Raw genomic sequence first — 25,372 nt, 5'->3', positions numbered from 1 at the left:
TTACCCCTCTAGGGTTTCAGAGTGAAAATTCGTCAGCGATTTCGAGATTGAAAAGGTTTTGATCCGCGCCAAGAGTTGCGTCAGAGGAACTGGCGCAGGGGTCGGGGTCAGCTCGACAATTTCATCGGGGAAAAAAGCGAAGCCTGCAGGCGCGATGTCAAAAGCATCCCGCCGTGAATAGGCGATGGATTTGCCCGCGATGAAGCGCTGCCCAAGATCAGTGTCGAGTTTGGGCAGGGGGCGGCGCATCCTGAGCGGCAGACCAAGACAAATGAAGCGATTTTTGCTGCGATCCCAGAGCAGGAGATCATCCGCGAATATGCGATCCCCGCGATAGGCGTGGTGAAAGGATAGGGTGGATTTACCAACGCCCTTTTTGCCGAATGCGATTTGTGTTGCTCCCTTTGTCCCAAATGCGGCGCAATGCAAAAGCGTGGCATTTGAGGATTGCGCGGCACAGCAATAGGCAAGATCCAAACAAAGATAATTCAGCGCATCAATCGGGTCTGGGCTGTGGTTGATGATCATCTGGGTGCGACCCGAAATCTTAAGCACCGCATCACTCTTGGTCACAATGATGTCCAATCGTGGTGGATTTGTCGCCTCCACGATCTGCCAACCCGTAAGGCAGGTTTCAATTAACTGTAAGAAGGGGGCAGGGCAGCGCAAGTAAAGGCAAAAATCCCCGCCTTTGAGTTGCGCTGTCCTTATCGTGCCCCAGTCTAGTGTCACGGCAGATTATCTCCACTCGCCGCCGCGGATCTTGCAGAAACTTTCGGTGTGAAAGCGGCCTTCCGTTTCGACATTGACAACACGGCAGAGGCGGCGCCCATCTGTTCGCGTGGACACAATTTCAAAGCGTCCCGCGCCTGATGCGAGAGCCCCGCTATAGCCATCAAGTTGGCTGTCCAATGCACTATAAAGGTTAGGCGTGGCGCTGCGATTAAATGTCGTGGCGACACATGCCGACAAAAGTGCCACGCCTAGGATCAGAACAGCTGCCCTCATTGGAAATCCGCCAAGACATTGGCCAGATTATCCATCGAAACGGGTTCTAGCCCGTCATCATTTAGGGACTGGTCAATATTTTGCGTCTGTTGAAGGCGCAGAAGATCGTCATTGGACGAACTGCCGCTCAGCGTGTCATCAGGGCCAGAGGGGCTATTTGGCGATGAGCCGCCGTTTGAGCCATTGCTGCTGCTGCCCGATGTGCCGTTATCATCATTACCGCCGAAGCTACCTGATGAGCTGTTATCATCATTGCCGCCGAAGCTGCCTGACGAACTGCTGTCATTGCCGCCAGAACCGCCGCCGTCATTCGAACTTGCGCGGGCTTGGCCTGCAAGCATGGCGGTCATAGGCAAGGCTGCTGCGCCGCCCAAGAGAAGTTGTAAAGCTGTGCGTCTGATCATTTTGATACCTCGTAAATTGCGTGCCTCGCGGCAAATTGATAGGTATCGAGTTAGAACCCATATTGAATTTTGTCGTTAAACTTTAGTTCAATGGCGTCTAACTTGGGTTTACTCTAAGCGGAAAAGATCGGCGTGCAATAAGGACGGAACTGATGCAAAACAAAAAAAGCTTCATTCTCGTATCTTTGGGTTTGATGCTCGTCAGCAGCATCTTTTTCATTTTCGATGTTGCGGCTGATTTGAGTGAACATTTGGCGGCGGGTGTTTCCTACTCTCAAGTCGAACTGGTGCATCTGATTTTTGAATTAACCGCGGTTTTGGCCCTCATTCTAGGGATGGTTCAAATGGTGATGCATCTTCGGGGCTTGGAGCGTCTCAGCGATGCGCAAGCGGCCTCTCTCCATCATCTGCGCGAAGATTTTGACGCGTTGATCCGCCAGAAATTTGGCGATTGGGGGCTGTCCAAAACAGAGGCCGATATCGGGCTTTTGATTGTGCGGGGATTGAACAATGAAGAGATCGCAAAGATGCGTGGTGTAAAGTTGGGCACGATCAAGTCACAGACCCATTCGCTGATGGGAAAGGCAGGGGTGAAGTCGCGCGTTGAGCTGCTTTCGCTCTTTGTGGATGAGTTCATTGACATCGGCGCGACCAAGTAAGCAGCGCCCAAAGATGGCCATCAAGCCATGCGTGACTTTCACGCTTCGAATTCATCTCGCGCGGATGGCTGAAACACCATGCCGCGCGAGAATGTTTGGCGTTACTCTGTCGCCAAAGATTGCAGATAGGCGTAAAGGTTGCGGGCATCTTCCTCGCCACGCACACGGAACGACATCGCGCTGCGCGCGCCATTGTCGCCTAGCGCCTCGCGCAGATAGGCGGTTGGGTCTTGGACATAGGCCACAAAGGCCTCTTCATCCCAAACATTGCCTGCCTCACCATAGGCTGCAAGGCTGGAGGAATAGCGGAACCCTTCGGCCGCCCCTGCAGGGCCGCCTGCCACGCCGTATAGGTTTGGCCCTGTGCGCCCATTACGCCCCGCAAGCGTGTCGCCTGCTGCGTTTTTAACAACGTGGCACGCCACGCATTGGTTGAACGCGCGTCCACCCGCAGCGGCATCACCGCTTGCCCATGCTGCCCCGCCCGAAACTGCAAAAGCCAAGGCTGCGGCCAGTCCGATTTTTTGCGTCAAATCACTTACTCCCTTGTCAGTCATTATTGGCACGAATGACTGAAATGACGCCGTCACAAGGCTAGTTTTGGTGTTGATTGATCTGATTTCAAGTCAGGCTTGCGCGACAAATTCCCGCAAACCCTGACGCCCCTCCCTTGCAGCATGGCTTGCAGGTCTTTAACGATAGCGCCAACAGCCAGTGATAAGGGAGCGCGTTATGGGATCTGAGCCAAAATTTCACCCGCATGGACAGCATTTGATTGCAGGCCACTGGCATGCAGGGGAGGGGCAGTTTACCTCGGCCCCTGTGGATGGTCAGGGTCACGCGGTTTCAAAGGGCAGCACCGCTTTGGTGGATCAGGCCGTTCAGGCCGCTGAAACTGCATTTTGGGATTATAGCGCCACATCCCGCGCTGCGCGCGCTGCCTTTCTCAACAAAATCGCGGATGAGATTGAATCGCGCGGCGAGATGATCACCGATATTGGTACGCGCGAAACGGGCCTGCCTGCCGCGCGCCTTGAGGGGGAGCGGGGTCGCACCACGGGCCAGTTGCGGATGTTTGCGGCGCATATCTTGAAAGACGACTATCTTGATTTGCGCCATGATGCAGCCCTGCCTGATCGCGCGCCCTTGCCACGCCCTGATTTGCGCATGATGCAGCGCCCTGTTGGCCCCGTGGCGGTGTTTGGCGCCTCTAATTTCCCACTCGCCTTTTCAACGGCGGGGGGCGATACAGCCAGCGCCTTGGCGGCAGGCTGCCCCGTGGTGGTCAAGGCGCATGAGGCGCATCCAGGAACGGCTGAAATCATCGCTGAGGCTATCTTGGCCGCGATCCGCGCCTGCGAAATGCCTGAGGGCGTGTTCAGCATGATTCATGGCGGCGCCTATGAGGTGGGCGGGGCGCTTGTGCAACATCCATTGATCAGCGCGGTTGGCTTTACGGGATCGCTCAAAGGCGGGCGCGCCTTGTTTGATCTTTGCGCAGCACGCCCAACCCCGATTCCATTTTTTGGCGAATTGGGCAGCGTAAACCCGATGTTCTTGATGCCTGCGGCGATGGCCGCGCGTGGTGCGGCGATTGGCACAGCGTGGGCGGGGTCGCTGACCATGGGCGTGGGGCAGTTTTGCACCAATCCAGGGATCGCCGTGGTGATTGACGGGGCTGAGGCCGATGCATTCGTGGCCGCCGCAAGTGAGGCGCTCGCCGCGACCGCGCCTCAGGTGATGCTAACCACAGGCATTGCCGAGGCCTATCGCAATGGGGTCAAAACCATCGGCGCCCAAAACGCGGTGCGTGAGGTTTTGGGAACCATGTGCGACAACCGCGATGCAGCCCCCTATCTCTACGAGGTGAGCGGTGCAGATTGGTTGGCCAATGATGCGCTTGGTCACGAGGTATTTGGCCCAATGGGGATGGTTGTGCGCGCCCGCGATCTTGCACAGATGCGCGAAATTGCCCTCAGTCTTGAGGGGCAGTTGACCTGCACGTTGCATATGGATGACGGCGATTTGGCAGAGGCCCGCGCGTTCTTGCCGATCCTTGAGCGCAAAGCAGGCCGCGTTTTGGCCAATGGCTTCCCCACTGGGGTCGAGGTCTGCGATGCCATGGTGCATGGCGGGCCTTATCCAGCATCTACAAATTTTGGGGCGACATCCGTGGGTTCTTTGGCAATCCGCCGCTTTTTGCGGCCTGTCTGCTATCAAAACATGCCCGAGGGTCTGTTGCCCAGTGAATTGGCCGAGTGAGGTTAGATCATGGGTGTGCATGCAAGCGCGATAACGACACAGCCAAATTTTCTAGGTGAGGGGCCTTTGTGGCATCCGTTGCGTAGCGAATTGCTGTGGTTCGATATCATGAACAAAACCCTGTTTGCGCTGAAAGATGGCGCTCAGCGCGAATATGGGTTCCCAGATTTGGTTTCGGCGGCGGGATGGGTCGATGAGACCCGTATCGTCATCGCCTCTGAACGCGCGCTGTTTGTGTTTGATTTGGACACAGGCACCGCCACACCATTGTGTGATCTTGAGGCAGATAACCCCGTGACACGCTCAAATGATGGCCGCGCGGATCATCAGGGCGGGTTCTGGATCGGGACGATGGGCAAGAAATTCGAAGAGGGGGCAGGGGCGATTTATCGCTACTATAAGGGCGAATTGCGCAAATTATTCGCCGCCGTGACCATACCCAATTCGATTTGCTTTTCGCCCGATGGCAAGATCGCTTATTTCTGCTCGACCCCAGATCAGCAGATTATGCAAGTCGGCCTTAATGCCGATGGATGGCCCGATGGGCCAATTTCGGTCTTTCTTGATCTGCGAGGGGAGGATTTGAACCCTGACGGGTCTGTGGTGGATGCCGAGGGCTATGTTTGGAATGCGCAATGGGGCAGGGGCCGTGTTGCGCGATATGCCCCCGATGGCAAGCTTGAGCGCGTGGTCACGCTTGACGGGCGGCATTCCAGTTGCCCCGCCTTTGGTGGGCCTGATCTTCAAGACCTTTACATCACCTCCGCACAGGAGGGGATGGAAGCCCCAGATGCGCCGCAAGGATTGCTCTATCATGCACGGCTTGAGGTCAAAGGCGTGGCCGAACCACGGGTTATTTTGCCCTAATTTATGTGAATGCAGAGGCCAAGCGCCGCTTGGCCCGCATTTCGGGGTTGAACGCCCCCTTGCCTGTCAATAGTAAGGCGCAAATTCCCTTTTTGCGGGTCGCCTTTGGGTGACCACCGTTTTCGATTGCGAGGAAAGCAGATGAACGTCACGGAAACCCTAAACGAAGGCCTAAAGCGCGCCTATGAAATCACCATCACGGGTGCGGAACTTGAAGCCAAGGTCAATGAGAAACTGGCCGAAGCGCAGCCTGAGATTGAGATGAAAGGCTTTCGCAAGGGGAAAGTGCCAATGGCGCTTTTGAAAAAGCAGTTCGGCCCCCGTGTCATGGGCGAAGCGATGCAAGACGCTGTTGATAGCGCGATGCAAAACCACCTTGAAACATCTGGCGACCGCCCTGCGATGCAGCCTGAGGTCAAGATGGTGAACGAAGATTGGAAAGAAGGCGATGATGTCATCGTCTCGATGTCCTATGAGCGTCTGCCAGAAATCCCTGATGTGGATTACAAGAAGCTGAAGCTTGAGCGCATGGTTGTGCCTGCATCAGATAAAGAGATTGACGAGACACTGGCGAAACTGGCTGAGACAGCCCAGAATTTCGAAACCAAAAAGGGTAAAGCCGCTAAAGATGATCAGGTCGTCTTTGATTTCGTAGGCAAGGTCGATGGCGAGGCGTTTGAAGGCGGCAGCGCCGAAGATTACCCACTTGTTTTGGGCTCGAATAGCTTCATCCCAGGGTTCGAAGATCAGTTGATCGGCGTAAAAGCAGGCGAAGAAAAGCAGGTTTCTGTCACCTTCCCCGAGGAATACGGCGCAGAGCATCTGGCAGGGAAAGCAGCGACCTTTGATTGCACAATCAAAGAGGTCAAAAAGCCCGTTCCTGCGGCGATTGATGATGAGCTTGCCAAGAAATACGGCGCAGAAAGCCTTGAAGCCCTGAAGGGTCAGGTGTCGGAGCGTTTGCAGGCTGAATATGCAGGGGCCGCGCGCCAGATCACAAAACGCGCTTTGCTCGATCAGTTGGACAAGCAAGTTAAGTTTGATCTGCCTCCAAGCCTTGTCGAGGCAGAAGCCGCGCAGATCGCGCATCAGCTTTGGCATGAAGAAAACCCTGAGCATCAGGGCCATGATCATGGTGAGATTAAACCAACCAAAGAGCACACAAAACTGGCCGAGCGCCGTGTGAAGTTGGGCTTGCTCTTGGCGGAATTGGGTCAGAAGAACGAGGTTCAAGTGACCGATGCGGAATTCACCCAAGCGGTCATGAACCAAGCGCGTCAATACCCTGGTCAAGAGCGCGCCTTCTTTGAATTCATTCAGAAAAATCAGCAAGCGCAGCAGCAGCTTCGCGCACCATTGTTCGAGGATAAGGTCGTTGACTACATCTTTGAGCAGGCTGAAGTGAAGGATGTTGAAACCACCAAAGCCAAGCTTGAAAAAGCTGTTGAGGCCTTGGACGAAGAGTAATCTTCAAAAGACTTATTGCAGCATTACGAAAGGCCCCCAATGAAGATTGGGGGCTTTTTTGTGGTGTTTTGGGGATTTCGGCGTAAGCTAGAGACGGGGTGCACTGCATATATGGGTCGCGCGTGCCATTCGCGACTTGGGGGTAAACCAAAAAAATGAGGGACGAAGTCATGCTACGCGTTTTACTATCAGCCTATGCCGTGTTGTTTGTGTCTGTGGTCACGGCAACCGCCTGTCCAACCTTTGCCAAAAGCGGCACTTATCTGAATTTTACCGGGGATCAGCTTTATTCACCGCAAAGCTATTCAACCATCGCAACGGGCGGGGCAATGCTCAGCAGTTGCGGCATATCGGGTGCAGGATCAGTCTCGGCAAGCCCGCAATATACGCTAAACCTGTCAGGCATGCAGGGCTATGATCTTGAGATCCAAGTGAACAGCAGTTGCGATGCTACGCTACTTGTGAATTCAGCGAATGGAATTTGGTATTTTGACGATGACAGCAACGGCAATCTTGATCCGATGCTGCGTATGTCGGGCAGTGATGCGCTGAATGGGCAGGTGGATGTTTGGGTTGGCACCTTAGGATCAAATTGTTCGGCTACGATTGAATTTGAAACATGGACGGCGAGCACCGCCGCGCCAAGCAATTCGGGCAATTGTCCGACCATCGGCCTGACGGGGCCAAGCTATGATTTGAACGGGCCGCAACTATACTCACCCACCAATTTCTCAGCTTCGGCCTATGGCAGCGGCGAGATTTCTGGGTGCGGTTTGCCTGGTCATGGCTGGTTCACGCCTGCACCGCAATTTTCCTTCAACCTCAGCCAGATGCAGGGGTATCGGTTGGAATTACAGGTCAATGCGAGCTGCGACACGGTGATGTTGGTCAATACCGCAGATGGAACATGGCTGTTTGATGATGACAGCAATGGCAACCTTGATCCTTTGATCAATGTCTATGGGCCATCGGCGCTAAACGGGCGTGTTGATGTTTGGCTTGGCACATATAATGGTCAAAGCTGCCCCGCCAATTTGGAATTGGAGACTTGGACGAACTGATCCAAGCGAAGGTGGTAAACAGAAAAAACCGCGCCCTGTTTGGGGCGCGGTTTTCTTTTGGTTTGCAGTCTGAGAAACGCTTATGCGTTTTCTTCACCTTCGTCTGCTGCCTCTGCCTCTGCCGCAGGGGCAGGGGCGTCTTCGTCATCGTCCATCTGAGCTGCGCCGATATCGTCAAAGAGTTCTGCAATTTCGAATTCTGCAGCAGCTTCTTCTTCGGCGGCCAGGTCTTGGATTGACTTACCAGAGGCTTGCAATTCTGCCTCTTCGGTCGAACGTGCCACGTTGAGGGTGATGGTCACATCTACCTCAGGGTGCAGAACGACAGACACAACGTGAAGGCCAAGCTCTTTGATCGGCGCGGTCAGGGCAACCTGCTTGCGATCAATGCTGAACCCTGCATCGGTGGCCGCATCAGCCGCGTCACGGGTGGTGACAGAGCCGTAAAGCGCCCCAGAATCAGAGGCCGAGCGGATCACAACGAATTGCTGACCACCCAAGCGGGCTGCCAAATCCTCGGCTTCTTTCTTTGTCTCAAGGTTGCGCGCTTCAAGCTGGGCTTTTTGCGCTTCGAAGGCCTTGAGGTTGTTGTCATTTGCACGCAACGCCTTGCGCTGTGGCAAGAGATAGTTGCGCGCATAGCCGTCTTTTACCGAAACGACATCGCCCATCTGGCCAAGTTTGGCCACGCGTTCAAGAAGGATCACATCCATATCGGTTTCTCCTTACTTCACTGCATAGGGCAACAGCGCGAGGAAACGAGCGCGCTTGATGGCCTGTGCCAGCTTGCGCTGGTTTTTTGCGGATACGGCAGTGATACGTGCAGGCACGATCTTGCCACGCTCAGAGATGTAACGCTGAAGCAAGCGCACATCTTTGTAATCGATTTTTGGCGCGTCTTCCCCGTCAAACGGGTCGGACTTGCGGCGGCGGAAAAACGGTTTTGCTGCCATGATTCTATCCTTCCCTTAAATTAACGGCGCTCGCGGCGTTCGCCGCGTTCTTCGCGTTTTTGCATTTGAACCGAAGGGCCTTCTTCGTGGGCGTCAACCTTGATGGTCAAGACGCGCATCACGTCATCATGCAAGCGCATCAAACGCTCCATCTCATGCACGGCGCCCGCTGGGGCATCGCTGCGCAAGAAGGCATAATGGCCTTTGCGGTTCTTGTTGATTTTGTAGGCCATGGTCTTGATACCCCAATATTCGGCATCAACCACGGAACCACCATTGTCCTTGAGGACGGTGCTGAAATGCTCGATCAAGCTTTCAGCTTGCGCGTTGGACAAGTCCTGACGCGAGATCATAACATGCTCGTAAAGGGGCATGTGAACTCCGATACTGTTCGGGCGCGTTTCAAAGACCGATGCGTTCCACTTTCGCCCCATCAGTCACGAGGGATCACGCCGTTGCATTTATATTAGGCGAAAGATGCCTGCCTTATACACAGATCACGGCAGGGTGCAAGCTGTCGCGGGCTTGCCGTAAAATCAGGGCAAAATTGCGGTTATGAATTGCCCTTGCCCCCTATATCTTGTAGCCATAACCCCAAGACAAACAAGTGGGAGAGGCAATATGAGCCGTGCTTTTATCTTTCCAGGCCAAGGGGCGCAGACCATTGGAATGGGCCGTGATTTGGCTGAAACCTATGCCGCGGCGCGCGCGGTGTTTGAAGAGGTGGATGAAGCACTGGGTCAAAACCTGTCGCATTTGATTTGGGAGGGGGATCAGGACGAATTGACCCTGACCGCCAATGCGCAACCTGCGTTGATGGCAACGTCCATGGCGGCCGTGCGCGCGCTTGAGGCCGAAGGGTTTGCCCTGAAAGATCACGCAAGTTTTGTGGCGGGGCATTCTTTGGGCGAATATTCCGCGCTTTGTGCGGCAGGTAGCCTGTCGGTGGCGGATACGGCCAAGTTGTTGCGCATTCGTGGCGATGCAATGCAAAAAGCTACACCCAAAGGGCAGGGCGCGATGGCCGCAATCTTAGGCCTAGATTTTGATACGGTGGCGGATTTGGCCTCTGACGCGGCTGAAGGGGATGTTTGCCAAGCGGCCAATGACAATGACCCCGCGCAAGTTGTGATTTCGGGTCATGCAGCGGCGGTGGAGCGCGCCGTTGAGCTTGCCAAAGCACGCGGGGCCAAGCGCGCTGTGATGCTGCCTGTCTCTGCCCCCTTTCATTGCGCGCTGATGCAACCTGCGGCCGATGCAATGGCGGAGGCGTTGGCAAGTGTCACATTAAACGCGCCCGTTGTGCCATTGGTCGGAAACGTGATGGCGGGGCCAAGCGATGACCCCGCGCTGATCCGCGACAATCTGATCACGCAGGTCACAGGCCGCGTGCGGTGGCGGGAATCCGTGATGTGGATGGCGCAAAATGATGTGACCGAGGCGTGGGAGGTTGGCGCAGGAAAAGCGCTGTCTGGGATGGTCAAGCGCATTGCGCGCGAGATGGAGACAAAAGCAATCGGAACGGCCGCGGATATTGCCGCGCTTAAGGTATAAGGACAGGCTTTATGTTTGATTTGACAGGAAAATCTGCGCTTGTGACGGGCGCATCTGGGGGGATTGGGGCGGATATTGCGCGCGCGTTGCACAGCGCGGGGGCGGTGGTTGCCTTATCTGGCACGCGGGTTGAGCCGCTCGAGGCCCTCGCCGCTGAACTGGGTGAGCGCAGCCATGTTCTGCCGTGCAATTTGTCCGATGCTGAGGCGGTTGAAGCCCTGCCAAAACAAGCCATCGAGGCCATGGGTGCGATGGATATTTTGGTCAATAATGCGGGCATCACACGCGATAACCTGTTCATGCGGATGTCAGACGAAGAATGGGCGCAGGTGTTGGAGGTTAATCTGACCTCAACCATGCGGCTGTGCCGCGGCGCGTTGCGCGGTATGATGAAATCGCGGTGGGGTCGGATCATCAATATCAGCTCTATCGTGGGGGCAACGGGCAATCCAGGGCAGGGGAATTATGCAGCCGCGAAAGCGGGCATGGTGGGTATGTCAAAAAGCCTTGCCTATGAGGTGGCGAGCCGTGGCGTGACTGTGAACTGTGTCGCGCCGGGTTTCATTGCAACACCGATGACAGACAAGCTGAATGATGATCAAAAAGCGGCCATCAATGTCAAAATCCCCGCAGGGCGCATGGGAACCCCCGAGGAGATCGCGGCAGCCGTGCTGTATCTGGCATCAAATGAAGCGGGATATGTTACAGGGGCCACGTTGCATGTGAATGGCGGCATGGCGATGCTGTAACAGTTGTGCCGTTATGGTGGGATTGAGGCATTGCCTTATTTCGCAAACATGCTATAGCGGCGCTGATTTTCACCGAAAGGCTTTGCTTTTCGGCGGCTCTGGTTCTGACATTTCTCTGGTTGAGTCGGTTGGGATCGGGATTGAGCGGCCAAAATCGGCCCAGTGAAACAGTGCAGGGGATAAACCCACGCACGAAACGGATGAGGAAAGAACATGAGCGATATCGCAGGTCGCGTGAAGAAAATTGTTGTCGAGCATCTGAGCGTAGATGAAGACAAAGTGACTGAAAACGCGTCTTTCATTGACGATCTGGGCGCGGATTCGCTCGATACAGTCGAGTTGGTAATGGCGTTCGAGGAAGAATTTGGCATCGAAATCCCCGATGATGCGGCGGAAACGATCCAGACTTTCGGCGATGCGGTCAAGTTCATCACTGACGCGCAATAAGTCATTCCCCCACAGTCCGCCTAGTGGCTGAGGGATAGGTTTTGAAAACGGCATCGTTGCGGCGGTGCCGTTTTTTTGTGCCAAAATGGCAAGGGAATCTGCCTGATTTCAGCGAGAGGGATTGCCCATCTTGGCACCCCTAGGCTATCAACGTGCAAGCTTTCGCGAAACGAGAGAAGGGCAGTGAAGATGCGGCGCGTTGTTGTGACAGGATTGGGACTGGTGACACCTCTGGCCACAGGGGTGGAGGAGACATGGTCGCGGCTTTTGGCGGGCCAATCAGGGGCGGGAACCATCACCCGCTTTGACGCAAGCCATCTGGCAACGACCTATGCCTGCGAAGTGAAGCGCGGCGATGGGTCGGATGGAACCTTTAACCCTGATCTTTACATGGAGCCGAAAGAACAGCGCAAAGTGGATGAATTCATCCTCTATGGCGTTGCGGCGGCAGAGCAGGCCATCAAAGACGCAGGATGGGAACCCGAAGATCGTGATGCGCTTGAGCGCACAGGTGTTTTGATTGGGTCTGGTATTGGTGGCTTGGCCTCGATTGCGGAAACATCCATCACGCTGAAGGAAAAAGGGCCGCGCCGCGTATCGCCTTTCTTTGTGCCAGGCGCGCTGATCAACCTGATCTCTGGGCAAGTGTCGATCAAATATGGTTTTCGTGGGCCAAACCATGCGGTGGTAACGGCCTGTTCCACGGGCGCACATGCCATTGGGGACGCGGCGCGTTTGATCCAATGGGGTGATGCGGATGTGATGATTGCAGGCGGTGCAGAAAGCCCGATTTGTGAAATTGGTATTGCGGGCTTTAACGCATGTAAGGCGCTGTCGACCAAGCGGGGCGATGAGCCTCAAAAGGCAAGCCGTCCATGGGATAGCGACAGTGACGGGTTCGTCATGGGCGAAGGCGCGGGCGTGGTTGTGTTGGAGGAATATGAACACGCCAAAGCGCGCGGCGCAAAAATCTATGCGGAAATTTTAGGCTATGGCCTGTCGGGCGATGCCCATCACATCACGGCCCCACCGCCTGACCATGAAGGGGCCGAGCGCGCGATGCGTGCCGCGCTTAAGCGTGCAGGGCTAGCGCCGTCAGATGTGGATTATGTCAATGCGCATGGCACCTCTACTATGGCCGATACCATTGAATTGGGCGCAGTTGAGCGGTTGATGGGGGATCATGCGAAAAATCTGCTGATGTCCTCAACAAAATCCGCAACAGGGCATTTGTTGGGTGCAGCGGGCGCGATTGAGGCGATCTTCTCTATCTTGGCCATTCGTGACCAAATCGCCCCCCCAACAATTAACCTTGATACGCCTGCGGCAGAAACGGCCATTAATCTTTGCGCCAATCAGGCTGTGAAGGGCGAGATCAATGTGGTGCAGAGCAATTCCTTTGGCTTTGGTGGGACAAATGCCTGTCTGATTATGGGGAAAGTCTGACATATGTGGAAAAGCGTGGCTGCGAATGCGTTCAGCCTGCTGATTGTGCTATGTATCGCCGTGGCTGGCGCGATCGGGTGGGGTCAGCGGGAATTTACCAAGGAAGGGCCGCTTGAGGGGCCGATCTTTTTCGAGGTGCCGCGCGGTGCGGGCCTGTCGCAAGTGGCTGCGCGTTTGGCCGAAGCGGGGGCTGTGACGCATCCTGCTATTTTTCGTTTGGGCGCAGAATATAGTGACATGGCAGGCGCTATTCGTGCAGGGTCTTTTGAAATCCCTGCGCGCGCCTCAATGGAGGAGATTTTGGGGGTCATCACCCAGAATGCCGCCCCCGTTTATCGTTATGTTGCAACCTATGTTCTGCGCATTGATGGCACGGGCGAGCAGCGTCTGGTCGAGCGGGTGCCTGGCACGGGCGAGGTCATTGAATTGGCTGAATTTGCCTATGATGCGGAAATCCCAACGATTTACAGCGATATCACCGAAAGCGGCGCAAGCATTGCCTATCGCGTGTCGATCCCAGAAGGTTTGACATCGTGGCAGATTGTCGAAGGGCTGAAATCAGCAGAATTCCTAACCGGTGAGGTAGCGGAGATCCCTGCCGAAGGGGTATTGGCCCCAGACACCTACGAGGCCACGCTCGGCATGGAGCGGGCGGAGCTGTTGGTTCAGATGCAAGCCCGCCAAGAGGCCATTTTGATGGAGGCGTGGGCCAATCGCGCGGAAAACCTGCCAATCAGCACGCCGCAAGAGGCGTTGATCTTGGCCTCAATCATCGAAAAAGAAACGGGGCAGGCTGAAGAGCGCGGGGTTGTTGCCAGTGTCTTTACCAATCGTCTGCGGCAGGGAATGCGTTTGCAGACTGACCCGACTGTGATCTACGGTGTCACGGAGGGGCAAGGCGTGTTGGGGCGCGGCTTGCGGCGCAGTGAACTTGACCGCGTAACCCCTTGGAACACGTATCAAATTGACGGCCTGCCACCAACGCCGATTGCAAATCCAGGGCGCGCTTCTATTGAAGCGGCGTTGAACCCTGACGGCACGAACTACATCTTTTTCGTGGCGGATGGCACGGGCGGTCACGCCTTTGCTGAAACACTGGCCGAGCATAACCGAAATGTCGCGCGCTGGCGCGAGATTGAGGCGGATGCACGAGCCAATTCTGGAAATTAACCGCGGCGCAGAACGAAACGGCAGGCGTCCGCGCCTGCAGCAGCGCAAGCTGTTTCACGGCAGATGACATCAGGACTGACGAGGCGGCGATAGAGCCGTTCAAAAACCGCGCAGTGCCAGTGGCACAGGGGGTGGTCTGAGCTTTCGCCGCCAATCACGGGGTTGTCCGCAATTTCAAATTCCCAAGGTGATATCACGCGAAAGCGGCCCGAGCCTGCAAATGTCCACGCATTGCGCGCAATCGCATGAGACAGGGCGCGAGCGGCGAAATTTGCGGGCAAAAACCCCATCAATATTTGTGCCTTTGCGGGGATGCGATGGGTGATGATGTAATCGGCCGTTGCCCGCCCTGCCTGTGCGCAGAGCCCTGCGGCCTGTTGCGGGAAAGCCGCGCGCAGGCCTTGGTGGATGCGGGCGGCATCGCCTTCGGGGATCATGTGATCACCTGAGGGAATTTCGGTTTGTGTTCGCAAAAACAACGCCTTGCGGGCCTGTTCACCCACCGAATGATCAAGAACGGGGATTAATTGCAGGATCGCATTGGGGCCGATGAGGGCGGCATCGGCCATTTAGACATCCTCCGCCGCTTTGCCCCGTTCGGCGCTGCGGGCCTTCATTTGATCGCGGACTGCTTCGCGGCGTTCTTTTGCGCGGGCCGCGCGGTCTGCTGCGGCCTCCCAATCTGCGACTTGAGCAGGGGCTAGGGTGCGGCTTTCGTCAAATTGAAAATCGACAGATTTCTTGGTTTGCGGCCCCCAATAGCCTGCCTTGCCCAAGTCATAGAAACTGCGCTGCACACCCGCCTTGAGAAAGGCCTTGAGACAGCCAAGCAGGTAACGCCGCCGATACCCTGTGCCGCGCCATGGGTAATGGAAAAGCGCCTTGCGCATATAGAAGCGGCGGTAGTTTTTCATCACCCCGTCAAGCAATTCGCCCCGCTCCATCGCGGCGGGTTTCATGATCGGGGTGACAAAGTTGTATTTGGAAAAGTCGTAGATCTCGACCTGATCCTTCAATTCCTGAAACAGGGGGGTGAAGGGCCAAGGCGTATACATAGCCCAATTTGCCAAATCAGGCTGCCAATCCCACGCCATTTGGAAGGTTTCCTCGAGCGTTTCAGGGGTTTCATTGTCGAGCCCTACGATGAATTGCGCCTCAGTAAAGATATCGGCCTCACGCAAGAGACGAATGGCCGTCTTGTTCTCTTCGACCTTGGTCTCTTTGTTGAAGCGGTCGATTTATGCGGTTGGGGCCACTGCCCAAGATGATTTTGCGGGTCACGCAGGGCAACTCGCGCTGTTTAGCAATGGGGGATGGGATTACATCACGCCCGCAATCGGGTGGCAGGGCTATGATGTGAGCGCCCGTGAAATCTTGCGATTTGATGGCGTGACGTGGCAACGCCCGCAGATCAGCGGCGCGCCCTTGGGCGGGGGCGTTGAGGTGCGATCCGCATCCCTTGATCTCGTGATTGCCCCCGGTGCGAGTGCCACAACAGACCCGATTTTTCCAGAACGCAGCATCGGGTTGGGGGTCACGGGATTGGTCACATCCACGCTCACGGGCACGCTGAGCACATGGGCGATTGGGGTCGCAGACGACCCCTTGCGATTTGGATCAGGCATATCTTTGGGTGTCAATTCATGGGTGAAAGGGCCGCAAGCGCCGCTTGTTTATTGGTCACCAACGGCCCTCACCCTGACTGCAGAAGGCGGTGTGTTTTCAGGTGGAACGGTGCGATTGGTGGCGCATTATATTGAATTAAGCCTGCCCGATTGGGTCTAAACCGCCCCAAAATTTTGAAAGCGCATTGGGTTTTCAAATATGCTATACCTGCTATATCGGTCGCCTGAATTGACGTGATGGAGGCAGAATATGGCCCAAACACATCCAAAACCATCGAAGCTGGATCCTGTATGGGATCGTATCTTGCGCGAGGCGGAGGAGGCTATTGTGGCCGAGCCTCTGCTGGGTGGTGTGATCCATGGCTGCGTGCTGCATCATAAATCGCTAGAGGCGGCACTGGCCTATCGAATGTCGCAGAAGCTAGCCTCAAGCGAGATGAGCGAACAAATCCTGCGTGAGATTGCAGACGAGGCCTATCGCAGCGACCCATCTCTTGGGGCAGCGGCCCGTGCAGATATTGTTGCCGTGACGGATCGCGACCCTGCCTGCCATCGTTTCATCCAACCGCTTCTCTATTTCAAAGGGTTTCAAGCGGTGCAGGCCTATCGTTTGGGTCATTGGCTGTGGCGGCAGGGACGGCGCGATTTTGCATATTTCATCCAAATGCGCACCTCTGAGCTATTCGGCGTGGATATCCACCCCAATGCGCGGATCGGGCAGGGGATCATGATCGACCACGCGCATTCTATCGTGATCGGTGAAACGGCCGTGGTCGGCGACAATGTGTCGATGCTGCATTCGGTGACCTTAGGCGGCACAGGCAAAGAGGAAGAAGATCGGCATCCCAAAATTGGGGATGGCGTGTTGATCGGCGCAGGCGCCAAAGTTTTGGGCAATATACGTGTTGGTCACTGCTCGCGCATTGCCGCTGGTTCTGTTGTCCTGCACGAGGTGCCTGATTGCACCACAGTTGCAGGGGTGCCTGCAAAGGTTGTGGGTGAGGCAGGGTGCGCACGGCCCTCTATCAGCATGGATCAACTTTTACCAACTGGCAAAAACGAATAAGGAAAAGCCCGCCAAAATGGCGGGCTTTTTTCTTTATTAGCTTGCCGCGCGCGATTGGCGTTTACGCTCGTGCGGATCAAGGAAGCGCTTGCGCAAACGGATCGAATTTGGCGTCACTTCAACCAGTTCATCATCATCAACATAGGCGATGGCCTCTTCGAGGCTGAATTGAACATGCGGGGTCAGGCGCACTGCCTCATCAGAGCCAGAGGCGCGCACATTGGTCAATTTCTTGCCCTTAAGCGGGTTCACTTCTAGATCATTGTCGCGGCTATGTTCGCCAATGATCATGCCTTGATAGACCTTTTCCTGCGGGCCAATGAACATGCGGCCACGCTCTTCAAGGTTCCACAGGGCATAGGCCACGGCCTCGCCATCTTCCATCGAGATCAAAACGCCTGCGCGCCGACCGGGAATTGGCCCTTTATGGGGTGCCCATTCGTGAAAGACGCGGTTCAGCACACCTGTGCCGCGCGTATCGGTCAAGAATTCCCCGTGATAGCCGATCAAACCCCGCGATGGCACATGTGCCACGATACGGGTCTTGCCGCCATTTTGCTTCATCTCGACCAGATCGCCCTTGCGCGGGCCTGTGATTTTCTCAATCACCGCCCCTGCATATTCATCATCCACATCGACAGTCACTTCTTCGATGGGTTCTAGACGTTGGCCGCCTTCCTCACGGAACAAAACTTGCGGGCGGGAAATCGACAGTTCAAACCCCTCGCGGCGCATGTTCTCGATCAAGACACCCATCTGCAATTCGCCGCGCCCTGCGACCTCAAACGCCTCGCCGCCAGGTGTATCAGTGACCTTGATGGCCACATTCGATTCCGCCTCTTTTATCAGACGCTCACGGATCACGCGGCTTTGCACCTTTTTGCCATCGCGGCCTGCAAGAGGGCTGTCATTGATGCCGAAGGTCACAGTAATCGTAGGCGGGTCAATCGGTTGCGCAGGGATCGCCTCGGTGACTTGGGGCGCGCAGATTGTATCTGCCACAGTGGCCTTGGTCATACCCGCAAGGGTCACAATATCCCCCGCTTCAGCTGCATCGATGGGTTGCTGGCCCAAGCCGCGGAAGGCCAAGATTTTGCTCACCCGAAAGCTTTCGATTTGGGTGCCATCACGTGACAGCGCCTTAACGGTTTCATTTGGCTTTAGCGTGCCGCTTTCAACGCGCCCTGTCAGGATGCGCCCAATAAACGGGTCAGAACCAAGCGTTGTGGCCAGCATCCGAAACGGCGCGCTGCGTTCTGCAATCTGACGCGGGGCAGGGACATGGCGCATCACCAATTCAAACAGCGCCGTCAAATCCTTGCGCGGCCCTTCTAGCGATGTATCCGCCCAACCAGAGCGCCCCGATGCATAGAGATGCGGGAAATCAAGCTGCTCATCACTTGCCCCAAGCGAAGCAAACAGATCAAAACATTCGTTCAAGGCGCGATCAGGCTCGGCATCAGGTTTATCCACCTTGTTCAGCACAACAATGGGGCGCAGACCTAGCGCCAGTGCCTTGGACGTTACGAATTTCGTCTGCGGCATTGGCCCTTCTGCGGCATCCACCAACAACACCACGCCATCCACCATGCTCAAAATGCGCTCCACCTCACCGCCGAAATCGGCGTGGCCTGGAGTGTCCACAATATTAATGCGCGCGCCATTCCATTCCACACTAGTGGCTTTCGCCAGAATAGTGATCCCGCGCTCGCGCTCTAGGTCATTGCTGTCCATCGCGCGCTCAGCCACGGCTTGGTTCTCGCGGAAGGCGCCCGATTGCTTGAGCAGCTCATCAACAAGGGTTGTTTTGCCATGGTCGACATGGGCGATAATCGCGATATTACGCAGTTCCATCGGAATTCCTTATCCGCAAAGGGGGAGAGTTTCGCAGGCCCATAACGGCAAAGCCCGACAAAAGCCAGACGCAAATGCGCGGGGCAGGGATTGAGAGTGCAGGGATGTGGCGGAGAGACAGGGATTCGAACCCTGGGTGGAGTCACCCCCACAACGGTTTTCGAGACCGCCCCGTTCGACCACTCCGGCACCTCTCCGCGCTTTGGGTCAGGGTGGTGGGGGAATAGCGGCAGGCGGCAGGGCGCGCAAGGGGGTGTGGGCAGCTGCTTGCAAGATTTTTTGCGGCCTTGAATGCATAGCCCTATTTGCCATGATTTGCCTCTGACTTCACCTTGACAGCCAAACGCCCTTGGGGCATACGCAGCGCACAGGCCGCGCGAGGTGACTCGGGCGGTTTCTGATTTTTGTGATGAACGCCCTGAAAACAGGGTGCGCAGCCAGAGGCGCAAGTGGGTCAAACCCTTGCATCAACACCCCAAGGCGGGGGCCACACGGCGCGGAACTGGAAAGGAAAGACCCATGTTCGCGGTCCTTAAGACAGGCGGCAAACAGTATAAGGTGCAGGCGGGTGACGTTCTGCGCGTTGAAAAACTGGCTGCTACAGCGGGTGAAACCGTTCAATTCAACGAAATTCTGATGGTCGGTGGCGACAAGCCTGTGCTTGGTGCGCCGCTTGTGTCTGGTGCTGCTGTTCAGGCCACTGTGATCGACCAGATCAAAGGCGAAAAGCTGATCCACTTCGTCAAGCGCCGCCGTAAGCACAGCTCGAAGCGCACGAAGGGCCATCGTCAGCAACTGACCCTGTTGCGCGTGACAGAGATCCTTGCCTCGGGCGCGGATAAATCTGGCGTTAAGGCGGCTGTTGGCGCGGGTTCTGTTTCTGCGGCTGAAATGGCAGCCTTGGTTGCAGCAACCCCTGCAAAAGCCCCAGCGAAAGCGCCTGCCAAGAAGGCAGCGGCGCCGAAGGCGGCAGACGCGGCAGAGAAGCCTGCAAAGGCAGCCGCGAAAAAGCCTGCGGCCGCAAAGGCAGAGGATGCAAAGGCAGACGCCCCTAAAAAGGCCCCTGCCAAGAAAGCAGCCCCTAAGAAGGACGCCGCTGATAAGAAAGCCGCAGCACCTAAAAAGGCAGCTGCGAAACCCAAAGCCGCGAAAGCGGACAAGGCATAAGGAGAGAGACACATGGCACATAAAAAAGCAGGTGGCTCGTCCCGCAACGGTCGCGACAGTGCTGGTCGCCGCCTTGGCATTAAGAAATTCGGTGGCGAAGCCGTAATTCCAGGTAACATCATCTGCCGTCAGCGCGGCACAAAATGGTGGCCGGGTGAAGGTGTTGGCATTGGCAAAGATCACACGATCTTTGCAACCGCTGAGGGCAATGTCAGCTTCCGCAAGGGCTTTAAGGGCCGCACATTTATCTCCGTGTTGCCGACAGCAGAAGCCGCTGAGTAACGCCACGCTTTTCGCGATGATTTCGAAAAGGGGCCGGCGTTTCAGCCGGCCCTTTTTTCGTTGGTTAAGCCCTATAATGGGGCAATAGGTGCGATCATGAAGCAAGACAAAATCACCACGCAATCTGTCATCTCGACAGATCGCTTTCAGCTGCGCCCCTTAAGCATGGCGGATACAGGGTTGATGTCGCTTTACGCATCCGACAAACGGGTGGCCGAGATGACACCCAATATCCCGCATCCGCTGCCCCCAGGGGCAGTTGAAGCCATGATTGAACGCGCCTTGGCGGATCAATCCCAAGATGTGATTTGGGCCATTGATGCCAGCCCTTCAGGTGGGGCGGAATTGGTTGGCGTGATCGAATTGCACCAAATGGATCGCGGGCAGTCAGAAATCCGCTATTGGGTGGCCCCCACAATGTGGAACACGGGTATCGCCTCTGAAGTGGTGCGCGCCCTCATTGCTGCCAATCCGCTGGCCAATGACACAATTTTCGCAAGCGTCTTTCAAGACAACCCAAGCTCGGCCCGGGTTTTGGTGAATGCAGGCTTTGAATACTTAGGCGATGCAGAAAGCTATTCAGTCGCGCGCAGCGCGGCATTGCCCACATGGACATATTTGAAAAAACTGATCTAAGGCGCTAAGGCAGGTCAGACATTCCGAATTTGGCAAGGGAGCGCCATAAGCTACCCGCGAAAGGTGAACTTATGAAATTCCTTGATCTTGCCAAAGTTTATATCCGCTCGGGCGCGGGCGGTTCTGGCTGCGTCAGCTTTCGCCGCGAAAAATTCATTGAATATGGCGGCCCTGATGGTGGCGATGGCGGGCGCGGCGGTGATGTCTGGGCGGTTGCGGTTGATGGGCTAAACACCCTCATTGATTTTCGCTATCAGCAGCATTTCTTTGCCAAAAACGGGCAGCCTGGCATGGGGCGCCAGCGCACGGGTAAAGATGGTGACGAGATCATTTTGCGCGTGCCTGCGGGCACAGAAATCCTAGACGAGGATATGGAAACCGTCATCGCCGATCTGACCGAGGTCGGCCAGCGCGTGCTATTGGCCAAGGGGGGAAATGGCGGCTTTGGGAATTTACATTTCAAATCTGCCACCAATCAGGCCCCCCGCCGTGCAAATCCTGGCCAAGAGGCGGTCGAGCGCACCATTTGGCTGCGCCTTAAACTGATTGCGGATGCGGGGCTTTTGGGTTTGCCAAATGCGGGAAAATCGACATTTCTCGCAGCAACGTCCAATGCCCGCCCGAAAATCGCGGATTATCCCTTTACCACCCTGCACCCGAATTTGGGGGTTGTTGGGGTCGATGGGGTTGAATTTGTGGTTGCTGACATTCCTGGTTTGATCGAAGGCGCATCTGAGGGCAGGGGGCTTGGCGATCTCTTCTTGGGTCATATTGAACGCTGCGCGATCTTGTTGCATCTCATTGACGGCACATCCGAGGATGTCGTGGGTGATTGTGAAACCATTCTGACCGAGCTAGAGGCCTATTCAGACGCGCTGTATGACAAGCCCCGTGTCACAGTTCTCAATAAAATTGACGCGCTCAGCGATGAAGAAATCGCCGAAAAGCGCGAGGCTCTGCAAAAGGCGATTGGCGGTAAAGTCATGTTGATGTCAGGGGTCGCAAAAACAGGCGTGACCGAGGTGTTGCGGGTCTTGCGCGCGGGGATTGATGACAGCAATCTGCGCCAAAAGAAATTGGACGCAAAGGAAGACGAAGCGTGGCGGCCATAACACAGCCCCAGCAGGCGGTGCCGCAACTGGCACAGGCGCGGCGATTGGTGGTTAAAATCGGCTCGGCCCTTTTGGTCGATGGTGTATCGGGCCAATTGCGCGAGGCATGGTTGCAAGATTTGACCGCGGATATCGCGCGGCTGCGCAATCGCGGCACGGATGTGATCGTGGTGTCGTCTGGCTCAATCGCGCTTGGTCGCGGCGTGCTTGAATTTGGGGCCAAGGCGCTCTCCCTTGACGAGGCGCAGGCCGCCGCCGCCGTAGGGCAAATCCGTTTGGCCCGCGCCTATGAAGAATATCTCGCCCCGCATGGGATTACGGCCGCACAAATCCTGCTGACCTTGGATGATAGCGAAGATCGGCGGCGCTATTTGAACACGCGCGCAACCTTTGCAACGCTTCTCGCACAAGGTGCTGTTCCCATCGTCAACGAAAATGACACTATTGCCACCGATGAAATCCGCTATGGTGACAATGATCGTCTGGCGGCGAATGTGGCCGCCATGGCGGGCGCGGATCAATGTATTTTGTTGTCAGATGTGGATGGGCTTTATTCCGCCAACCCTTCACAAGACCCAAGCGCCATACATTTCCCCATGATCCATGACATAACCCCTGAGATCGAGGCGATGGCAGGCGATGCGGGAACGGGTCTGTCAAAAGGTGGCATGAAAACCAAACTGATGGCCGCACGCAATGCCATGAGTGCAGGATGCGCCATGGCGATTGCCCAAGGGGCGGTGAGTGCGCCCCTTGCGGCGATTGAGGGCGGCGCACGGGTGACATGGTTTATTCCAACACTCGACCCTCAAGATGCGCGCAAGCGTTGGATTTTGGGAATGAAGCCCAAAGGTAGCCTGACCTTGGACGCAGGCGCGTTGCGCGCGCTCAATCTGGGGAAGTCTCTGCTGCCTGCTGGGGTGCATAAGGTTTCAGGAAGTTTCTTGCGCGGCGATCCTGTAGAACTGCTTGGCCAAGACGGCGCGCATATCGGAATTGGCTTGTCGCGCTATAGTGCCGATGAAACCAAGATTATTGCAGGCCATCATTCTGATCAGATTGAAGAATTACTTGGCTATCCAGGGCGCGCGGCCTTGGTGCATCGCGATGACATGGCCTTATAAGGGAGGGCTGCGCCAGTGACAGAGGATATCACAGGATTGATGAACGAGCTATGCGCGGGCGCGAAAACTGCGGCGCGCGCCTTGGCCACAGCATCGGCTGAACGCAAACATGCAGCCCTGATTGGCGCGGCAGACTACGTGTGGAAATCCCGCGCAGATATTCTGGCCGCGAATGCGCAAGATCTGGATTACGGACATGAAAAAGGGCTGACAGCGGCGATGATGGATCGCCTCACCCTGACCGAGGATCGACTGCGCGATATCGTGGGTGGCCTGCGGGCGATTGCAGAACAGCCTGATCCGATTGGCGCCACGATTGCAGAATGGGACAGGCCCACAGGGTTGCATATCGCCCGCGTGCGCACCCCGCTTGGGGTGATTGGCGTCATCTATGAAAGCCGCCCCAATGTGACTGCGGATGCAGCGGCGCTCTGCCTCAAATCTGGCAATGCCGTGATCTTGCGGGGGGGATCGGAAAGCTTTCATTCTTCGCGCGCCATCCATGCTGCGATTGTCCGTGGCATTACTGAGGCTGGCCTGCCCGCAGAGGCCGTGCAAATCGTGCCAACACGGGATCGCGCGGCTGTCAGCGCCATGTTGAATGCACAAGGACAGATTGATGTCATCGTGCCGCGCGGTGGCAAGGCCTTGGTCGGTTTGGTGCAGGCTGAGGCCCGCGTGCCTGTCTTTGCCCATCTTGAAGGCATCTGCCACATCTATATCGACAAGGATGCCGATTTGGATAAGGCGCTGCGCGTGGTGTTAAATGCAAAAACCCGCCGCACAGGTATTTGTGGCGCGGCTGAATGTTTGCTGATCCATCAAGACGCGATCAATAGCCATGCGGAACCCATTATTGCCGCACTTCTTGCCGCAGGGGTTGAGGTGCGCGCCGATGGGGCCTTGGCAGATATCGCAGGCACAAACCGCGCCGCACCAGACGATTTTGGCAAGGAATTCTTGGATATGATCATCGCCGCCAAGCCCGTGGAAAACCTATCTGCTGCGATGGATCATATTGCCCAGTTTGGCTCGGGCCATACGGATGCGATCCTGACGGAAAACCCTAAGGCCGCGCAGATTTTTGCCGCGAATGTCGACAGCGCGATTGTGATGGTCAACGCCTCAACCCAATTCGCCGATGGTGGGGAATTTGGAATGGGCGCTGAAATCGGTATCGCCACAGGCAAAATGCACGCCCGCGGGCCCGTAGGCGCAGAGCAGCTGACCTCATTCAAATATATCGTCAAAGGAAATGGGACGACCCGCGCATGAGTAAAGATCCCAAAACCACCAGTCAGATCATCCGCCGCCAAGCCATGGATATTGGCGCGGCGCGGCCAGTGGCCACGCCTTTACACCAATCCGTGGTCTATGCCGCAGGCAGCCCTGACCAGCTGGATGCGCAATATAGTGGGCAATTAGCGGGCTATACCTATGCGCGCGAAGGTCATCCTAACGCAGCCGCATTGGCCGCGCGTATTGATGCCTTAGAAGGCGCAGAGGGCGGCCTGATCACGGGGTCTGGCATGGCCGCAATCACAGCCGCACTTCTGGGGCTTTTGAAGGCGGGTGATCACATGATCGGCGCTGACCAGCTATATGGCCGCTCCTTGCGGTTGATGTCGCAAGACCTGCCGCGTTTTGGAATCGAGACGGGTCAATTTGATCCGACCGATGCGCCAAGCCTCAAACGCGCCCTTCGCCCCAATACAAAATTGGTTTTGGTCGAGGCCCTCTCAAACCCCACCTTGCGTGTGGCCGATATGGCAGGCATTGCCAAGATTTGCACCCAACATGGTTTGATCATGGTGTTGGATAACACCTTCACCACGCCCGCAATGATGCGCAGCTATCAGGTCGGGGCAGATATCATCATCCATTCCGTGACCAAGCTTTTGGCGGGCCATGCCGATGTGACCTTGGGATATGTTGCCGCGAAAAACCCAGACCATCGCAAAGCGATCTATGATTTTGCGGTCACAACGGGCATGACGCCTGCACCCTATGAATGTTGGTTGGCCGAACGGGGTCTGTTCACCTTTGATCTGCGCTATGCGCGGGCACAGGAAAATGCCGCTGCCTTGTCCGAATTTTTGGCCCACCATCCAAAGGTAAAGCGCGTGCTATATCCAACGCGTCCTGACCACCCTGATCACAACCGCGCCATGGCGCTATTTGAGGGGCAGGGGGGCAATATGCTGTCCTTTGAGATTGAGGGCGGTCGCGAGGCGGCCAATCGCTTTGTGCAAGCGGCCCCCAATATCGCCTTTGCGCCCACATTGGGGGATGTGGCCTGCTCTCTTAGCCATCCCGCCTCGAGCAGTCACCGCGCCTTAACGCCAGAGGGGCGCGCGGCCCTTGGCATCAGCGAAGGCTTTTTCCGCCTGTCAGTCGGGATTGAAGATGTGACGCAACTGAAATCCGATTTCACAGCGGCATTGGCGGCGGTCTAAACC

General features: G+C 56.1%; 28 protein-coding genes, 1 tRNA gene and 1 pseudogene. 19 read left to right on the top strand and 11 right to left on the bottom strand.

The window, feature by feature from the left end:
• Genes RYZ18_RS01770 through RYZ18_RS01760 form a run of 3 tightly spaced genes read right to left on the bottom strand, consistent with a single transcriptional unit; the run spans position 1 to position 1,412 of the window.
• Positions 1–732, bottom strand: a complete 732-nt coding sequence (locus RYZ18_RS01770) for a hypothetical protein (protein ID WP_317654665.1) — start codon at positions 730–732, stop codon at positions 1–3.
• A 6-nt stretch (positions 733–738) separates the two neighbouring features.
• Positions 739–1,008, bottom strand: coding sequence for a hypothetical protein (locus RYZ18_RS01765; RefSeq protein WP_317654664.1), 270 nt, complete (start codon positions 1,006–1,008; stop codon positions 739–741).
• A complete protein-coding gene (locus RYZ18_RS01760; RefSeq protein WP_317654663.1) occupies positions 1,005–1,412 on the bottom strand; it encodes a hypothetical protein in 408 nt (135 codons plus the stop codon). The genes RYZ18_RS01765 and RYZ18_RS01760 overlap by 4 nt, the downstream gene beginning before the upstream one ends.
• Before the next feature lie 152 nt (positions 1,413–1,564).
• Here RYZ18_RS01760 and RYZ18_RS01755 point away from each other — a divergent pair, with 152 nt between their 5' ends.
• Positions 1,565–2,071, top strand: a complete 507-nt coding sequence (locus tag RYZ18_RS01755; protein WP_317654662.1) for a helix-turn-helix transcriptional regulator — start codon at positions 1,565–1,567, stop codon at positions 2,069–2,071.
• 101 nt (positions 2,072–2,172) lie between these two features.
• Here the strand turns inward: RYZ18_RS01755 and RYZ18_RS01750 are convergent, their stop codons facing one another.
• Positions 2,173–2,604 (bottom strand): c-type cytochrome, encoded by a 432-nt coding sequence (locus RYZ18_RS01750; protein ID WP_317654661.1) that lies wholly within the window; start codon positions 2,602–2,604, stop codon positions 2,173–2,175.
• A gap of 199 nt (positions 2,605–2,803) precedes the next feature.
• Between RYZ18_RS01750 and RYZ18_RS01745 the strand changes: the two genes are divergently transcribed.
• From RYZ18_RS01745 to RYZ18_RS01730, 4 genes are all read left to right on the top strand, one after another.
• Positions 2,804–4,333 (top strand): aldehyde dehydrogenase (NADP(+)), encoded by a 1,530-nt coding sequence (locus RYZ18_RS01745; protein ID WP_317654660.1) that lies wholly within the window; start codon positions 2,804–2,806, stop codon positions 4,331–4,333.
• 9 nt (positions 4,334–4,342) lie between these two features.
• Complete coding sequence (locus RYZ18_RS01740; protein WP_317654659.1) at positions 4,343–5,200, top strand: SMP-30/gluconolactonase/LRE family protein; 858 nt, start codon at positions 4,343–4,345, stop codon at positions 5,198–5,200.
• A gap of 141 nt (positions 5,201–5,341) precedes the next feature.
• Complete coding sequence (tig, locus tag RYZ18_RS01735; RefSeq protein WP_317654658.1) at positions 5,342–6,667, top strand: trigger factor; 1,326 nt, start codon at positions 5,342–5,344, stop codon at positions 6,665–6,667.
• A 170-nt stretch (positions 6,668–6,837) separates the two neighbouring features.
• On the top strand, positions 6,838–7,728 hold the full coding sequence (locus RYZ18_RS01730; RefSeq protein WP_317654657.1) for a hypothetical protein: 891 nt from the start codon (positions 6,838–6,840) through the stop codon (positions 7,726–7,728).
• An 80-nt stretch (positions 7,729–7,808) separates the two neighbouring features.
• On the opposite strand, the gene rplI is transcribed toward RYZ18_RS01730, so the two are convergent.
• The 3 genes from rplI to rpsF are packed head-to-tail and all read right to left on the bottom strand — an operon-like array spanning position 7,809 to position 9,055.
• Positions 7,809–8,441: a 50S ribosomal protein L9 gene (gene rplI / locus RYZ18_RS01725; RefSeq protein ID WP_317654656.1), complete on the bottom strand. Its 633-nt coding sequence runs from the start codon at positions 8,439–8,441 to the stop codon at positions 7,809–7,811.
• A gap of 12 nt (positions 8,442–8,453) precedes the next feature.
• The gene (rpsR, locus tag RYZ18_RS01720) at positions 8,454–8,681 is read right to left on the bottom strand and encodes a 30S ribosomal protein S18 (RefSeq protein WP_213675305.1); all 228 of its coding nucleotides are present in this window, start codon (positions 8,679–8,681) and stop codon (positions 8,454–8,456) included.
• Between the two features lie 20 nt (positions 8,682–8,701).
• Complete coding sequence (rpsF, locus tag RYZ18_RS01715; RefSeq protein ID WP_317654655.1) at positions 8,702–9,055, bottom strand: 30S ribosomal protein S6; 354 nt, start codon at positions 9,053–9,055, stop codon at positions 8,702–8,704.
• Positions 9,056–9,302: 247 nt separating this feature from the next.
• On the opposite strand from rpsF, the gene fabD reads away from it, so the two are divergent.
• From fabD to mltG, 5 genes are all read left to right on the top strand, one after another.
• Positions 9,303–10,235 (top strand): ACP S-malonyltransferase, encoded by a 933-nt coding sequence (fabD, locus tag RYZ18_RS01710; protein ID WP_317654654.1) that lies wholly within the window; start codon positions 9,303–9,305, stop codon positions 10,233–10,235.
• 11 nt (positions 10,236–10,246) lie between these two features.
• A complete protein-coding gene (gene fabG / locus RYZ18_RS01705) occupies positions 10,247–10,984 on the top strand; it encodes a 3-oxoacyl-[acyl-carrier-protein] reductase (protein WP_317654653.1) in 738 nt (245 codons plus the stop codon).
• 213 nt (positions 10,985–11,197) lie between these two features.
• Complete coding sequence (locus RYZ18_RS01700) at positions 11,198–11,431, top strand: acyl carrier protein (RefSeq protein WP_317654652.1); 234 nt, start codon at positions 11,198–11,200, stop codon at positions 11,429–11,431.
• A gap of 189 nt (positions 11,432–11,620) precedes the next feature.
• Complete coding sequence (gene fabF, locus RYZ18_RS01695) at positions 11,621–12,877, top strand: beta-ketoacyl-ACP synthase II (protein WP_317654651.1); 1,257 nt, start codon at positions 11,621–11,623, stop codon at positions 12,875–12,877.
• Between the two features lie 3 nt (positions 12,878–12,880).
• Positions 12,881–14,047, top strand: a complete 1,167-nt coding sequence (mltG, locus tag RYZ18_RS01690) for an endolytic transglycosylase MltG (RefSeq protein WP_317654650.1) — start codon at positions 12,881–12,883, stop codon at positions 14,045–14,047.
• Here the strand turns inward: mltG and bchJ are convergent.
• Positions 14,044–14,616, bottom strand: coding sequence for a bacteriochlorophyll 4-vinyl reductase (bchJ, locus tag RYZ18_RS01685; protein WP_317654649.1), 573 nt, complete (start codon positions 14,614–14,616; stop codon positions 14,044–14,046). The genes mltG and bchJ overlap by 4 nt on opposite strands.
• Positions 14,617–15,285: pseudogene (locus RYZ18_RS01680) on the bottom strand (magnesium-protoporphyrin IX monomethyl ester cyclase); the annotation flags it as partial.
• Here RYZ18_RS01680 and RYZ18_RS01675 point away from each other — a divergent pair.
• Positions 15,191–15,832 (top strand): DUF2793 domain-containing protein, encoded by a 642-nt coding sequence (locus tag RYZ18_RS01675; RefSeq protein WP_317654648.1) that lies wholly within the window; start codon positions 15,191–15,193, stop codon positions 15,830–15,832. The pseudogene RYZ18_RS01680 and the gene RYZ18_RS01675 sit on opposite strands and share 95 nt — an antisense overlap.
• A 90-nt stretch (positions 15,833–15,922) precedes the next feature.
• Entirely contained in the window at positions 15,923–16,738 is an 816-nt protein-coding gene (gene cysE / locus RYZ18_RS01670; protein WP_317654647.1) for a serine O-acetyltransferase, read from the top strand.
• A 36-nt stretch (positions 16,739–16,774) separates the two neighbouring features.
• Here the strand turns inward: cysE and typA are convergent, their stop codons facing one another.
• Together typA and RYZ18_RS01660 are read right to left on the bottom strand one after the other, a co-directional pair.
• On the bottom strand, positions 16,775–18,592 hold the full coding sequence (gene typA, locus RYZ18_RS01665; protein ID WP_317654646.1) for a translational GTPase TypA: 1,818 nt from the start codon (positions 18,590–18,592) through the stop codon (positions 16,775–16,777).
• A 107-nt stretch (positions 18,593–18,699) separates the two neighbouring features.
• Positions 18,700–18,789, bottom strand: a tRNA-Ser gene (locus tag RYZ18_RS01660).
• Between the two features lie 322 nt (positions 18,790–19,111).
• On the opposite strand from RYZ18_RS01660, the gene rplU reads away from it, so the two are divergent.
• The 7 genes from rplU to RYZ18_RS01625 all read left to right on the top strand — a co-directional run bounded on the left by rplU (position 19,112) and on the right by RYZ18_RS01625 (position 25,369).
• Positions 19,112–19,759 (top strand): 50S ribosomal protein L21, encoded by a 648-nt coding sequence (gene rplU / locus RYZ18_RS01655; protein ID WP_317654645.1) that lies wholly within the window; start codon positions 19,112–19,114, stop codon positions 19,757–19,759.
• Between the two features lie 12 nt (positions 19,760–19,771).
• Entirely contained in the window at positions 19,772–20,041 is a 270-nt protein-coding gene (gene rpmA / locus RYZ18_RS01650; RefSeq protein WP_317654644.1) for a 50S ribosomal protein L27, read from the top strand.
• A 96-nt stretch (positions 20,042–20,137) separates the two neighbouring features.
• A complete protein-coding gene (locus RYZ18_RS01645; protein ID WP_317654643.1) occupies positions 20,138–20,677 on the top strand; it encodes a GNAT family N-acetyltransferase in 540 nt (179 codons plus the stop codon).
• Positions 20,678–20,748: 71 nt separating this feature from the next.
• Positions 20,749–21,789, top strand: a complete 1,041-nt coding sequence (gene obgE, locus RYZ18_RS01640) for a GTPase ObgE (protein ID WP_317654642.1) — start codon at positions 20,749–20,751, stop codon at positions 21,787–21,789.
• Positions 21,790–21,806: 17 nt separating this feature from the next.
• Positions 21,807–22,913 carry a glutamate 5-kinase gene (gene proB, locus RYZ18_RS01635; RefSeq protein WP_317655787.1) on the top strand — a complete coding sequence of 369 codons (1,107 nt, stop codon included), beginning with the start codon at positions 21,807–21,809 and terminating at the stop codon, positions 22,911–22,913.
• Between the two features lie 39 nt (positions 22,914–22,952).
• A complete protein-coding gene (locus RYZ18_RS01630; RefSeq protein WP_317655786.1) occupies positions 22,953–24,188 on the top strand; it encodes a glutamate-5-semialdehyde dehydrogenase in 1,236 nt (411 codons plus the stop codon).
• On the top strand, positions 24,185–25,369 hold the full coding sequence (locus RYZ18_RS01625; RefSeq protein WP_411567068.1) for a trans-sulfuration enzyme family protein: 1,185 nt from the start codon (positions 24,185–24,187) through the stop codon (positions 25,367–25,369). The genes RYZ18_RS01630 and RYZ18_RS01625 overlap by 4 nt, the downstream gene beginning before the upstream one ends.
• Positions 25,370–25,372 lie beyond the last annotated feature (3 nt).

The sequence above is a fragment of the Roseovarius sp. 10 genome, assembly GCF_033100315.1.
GTDB lineage: Bacteria > Pseudomonadota > Alphaproteobacteria > Rhodobacterales > Rhodobacteraceae > M30B80.
This window is presented reverse-complemented; position numbering and strand designations above follow the sequence as displayed.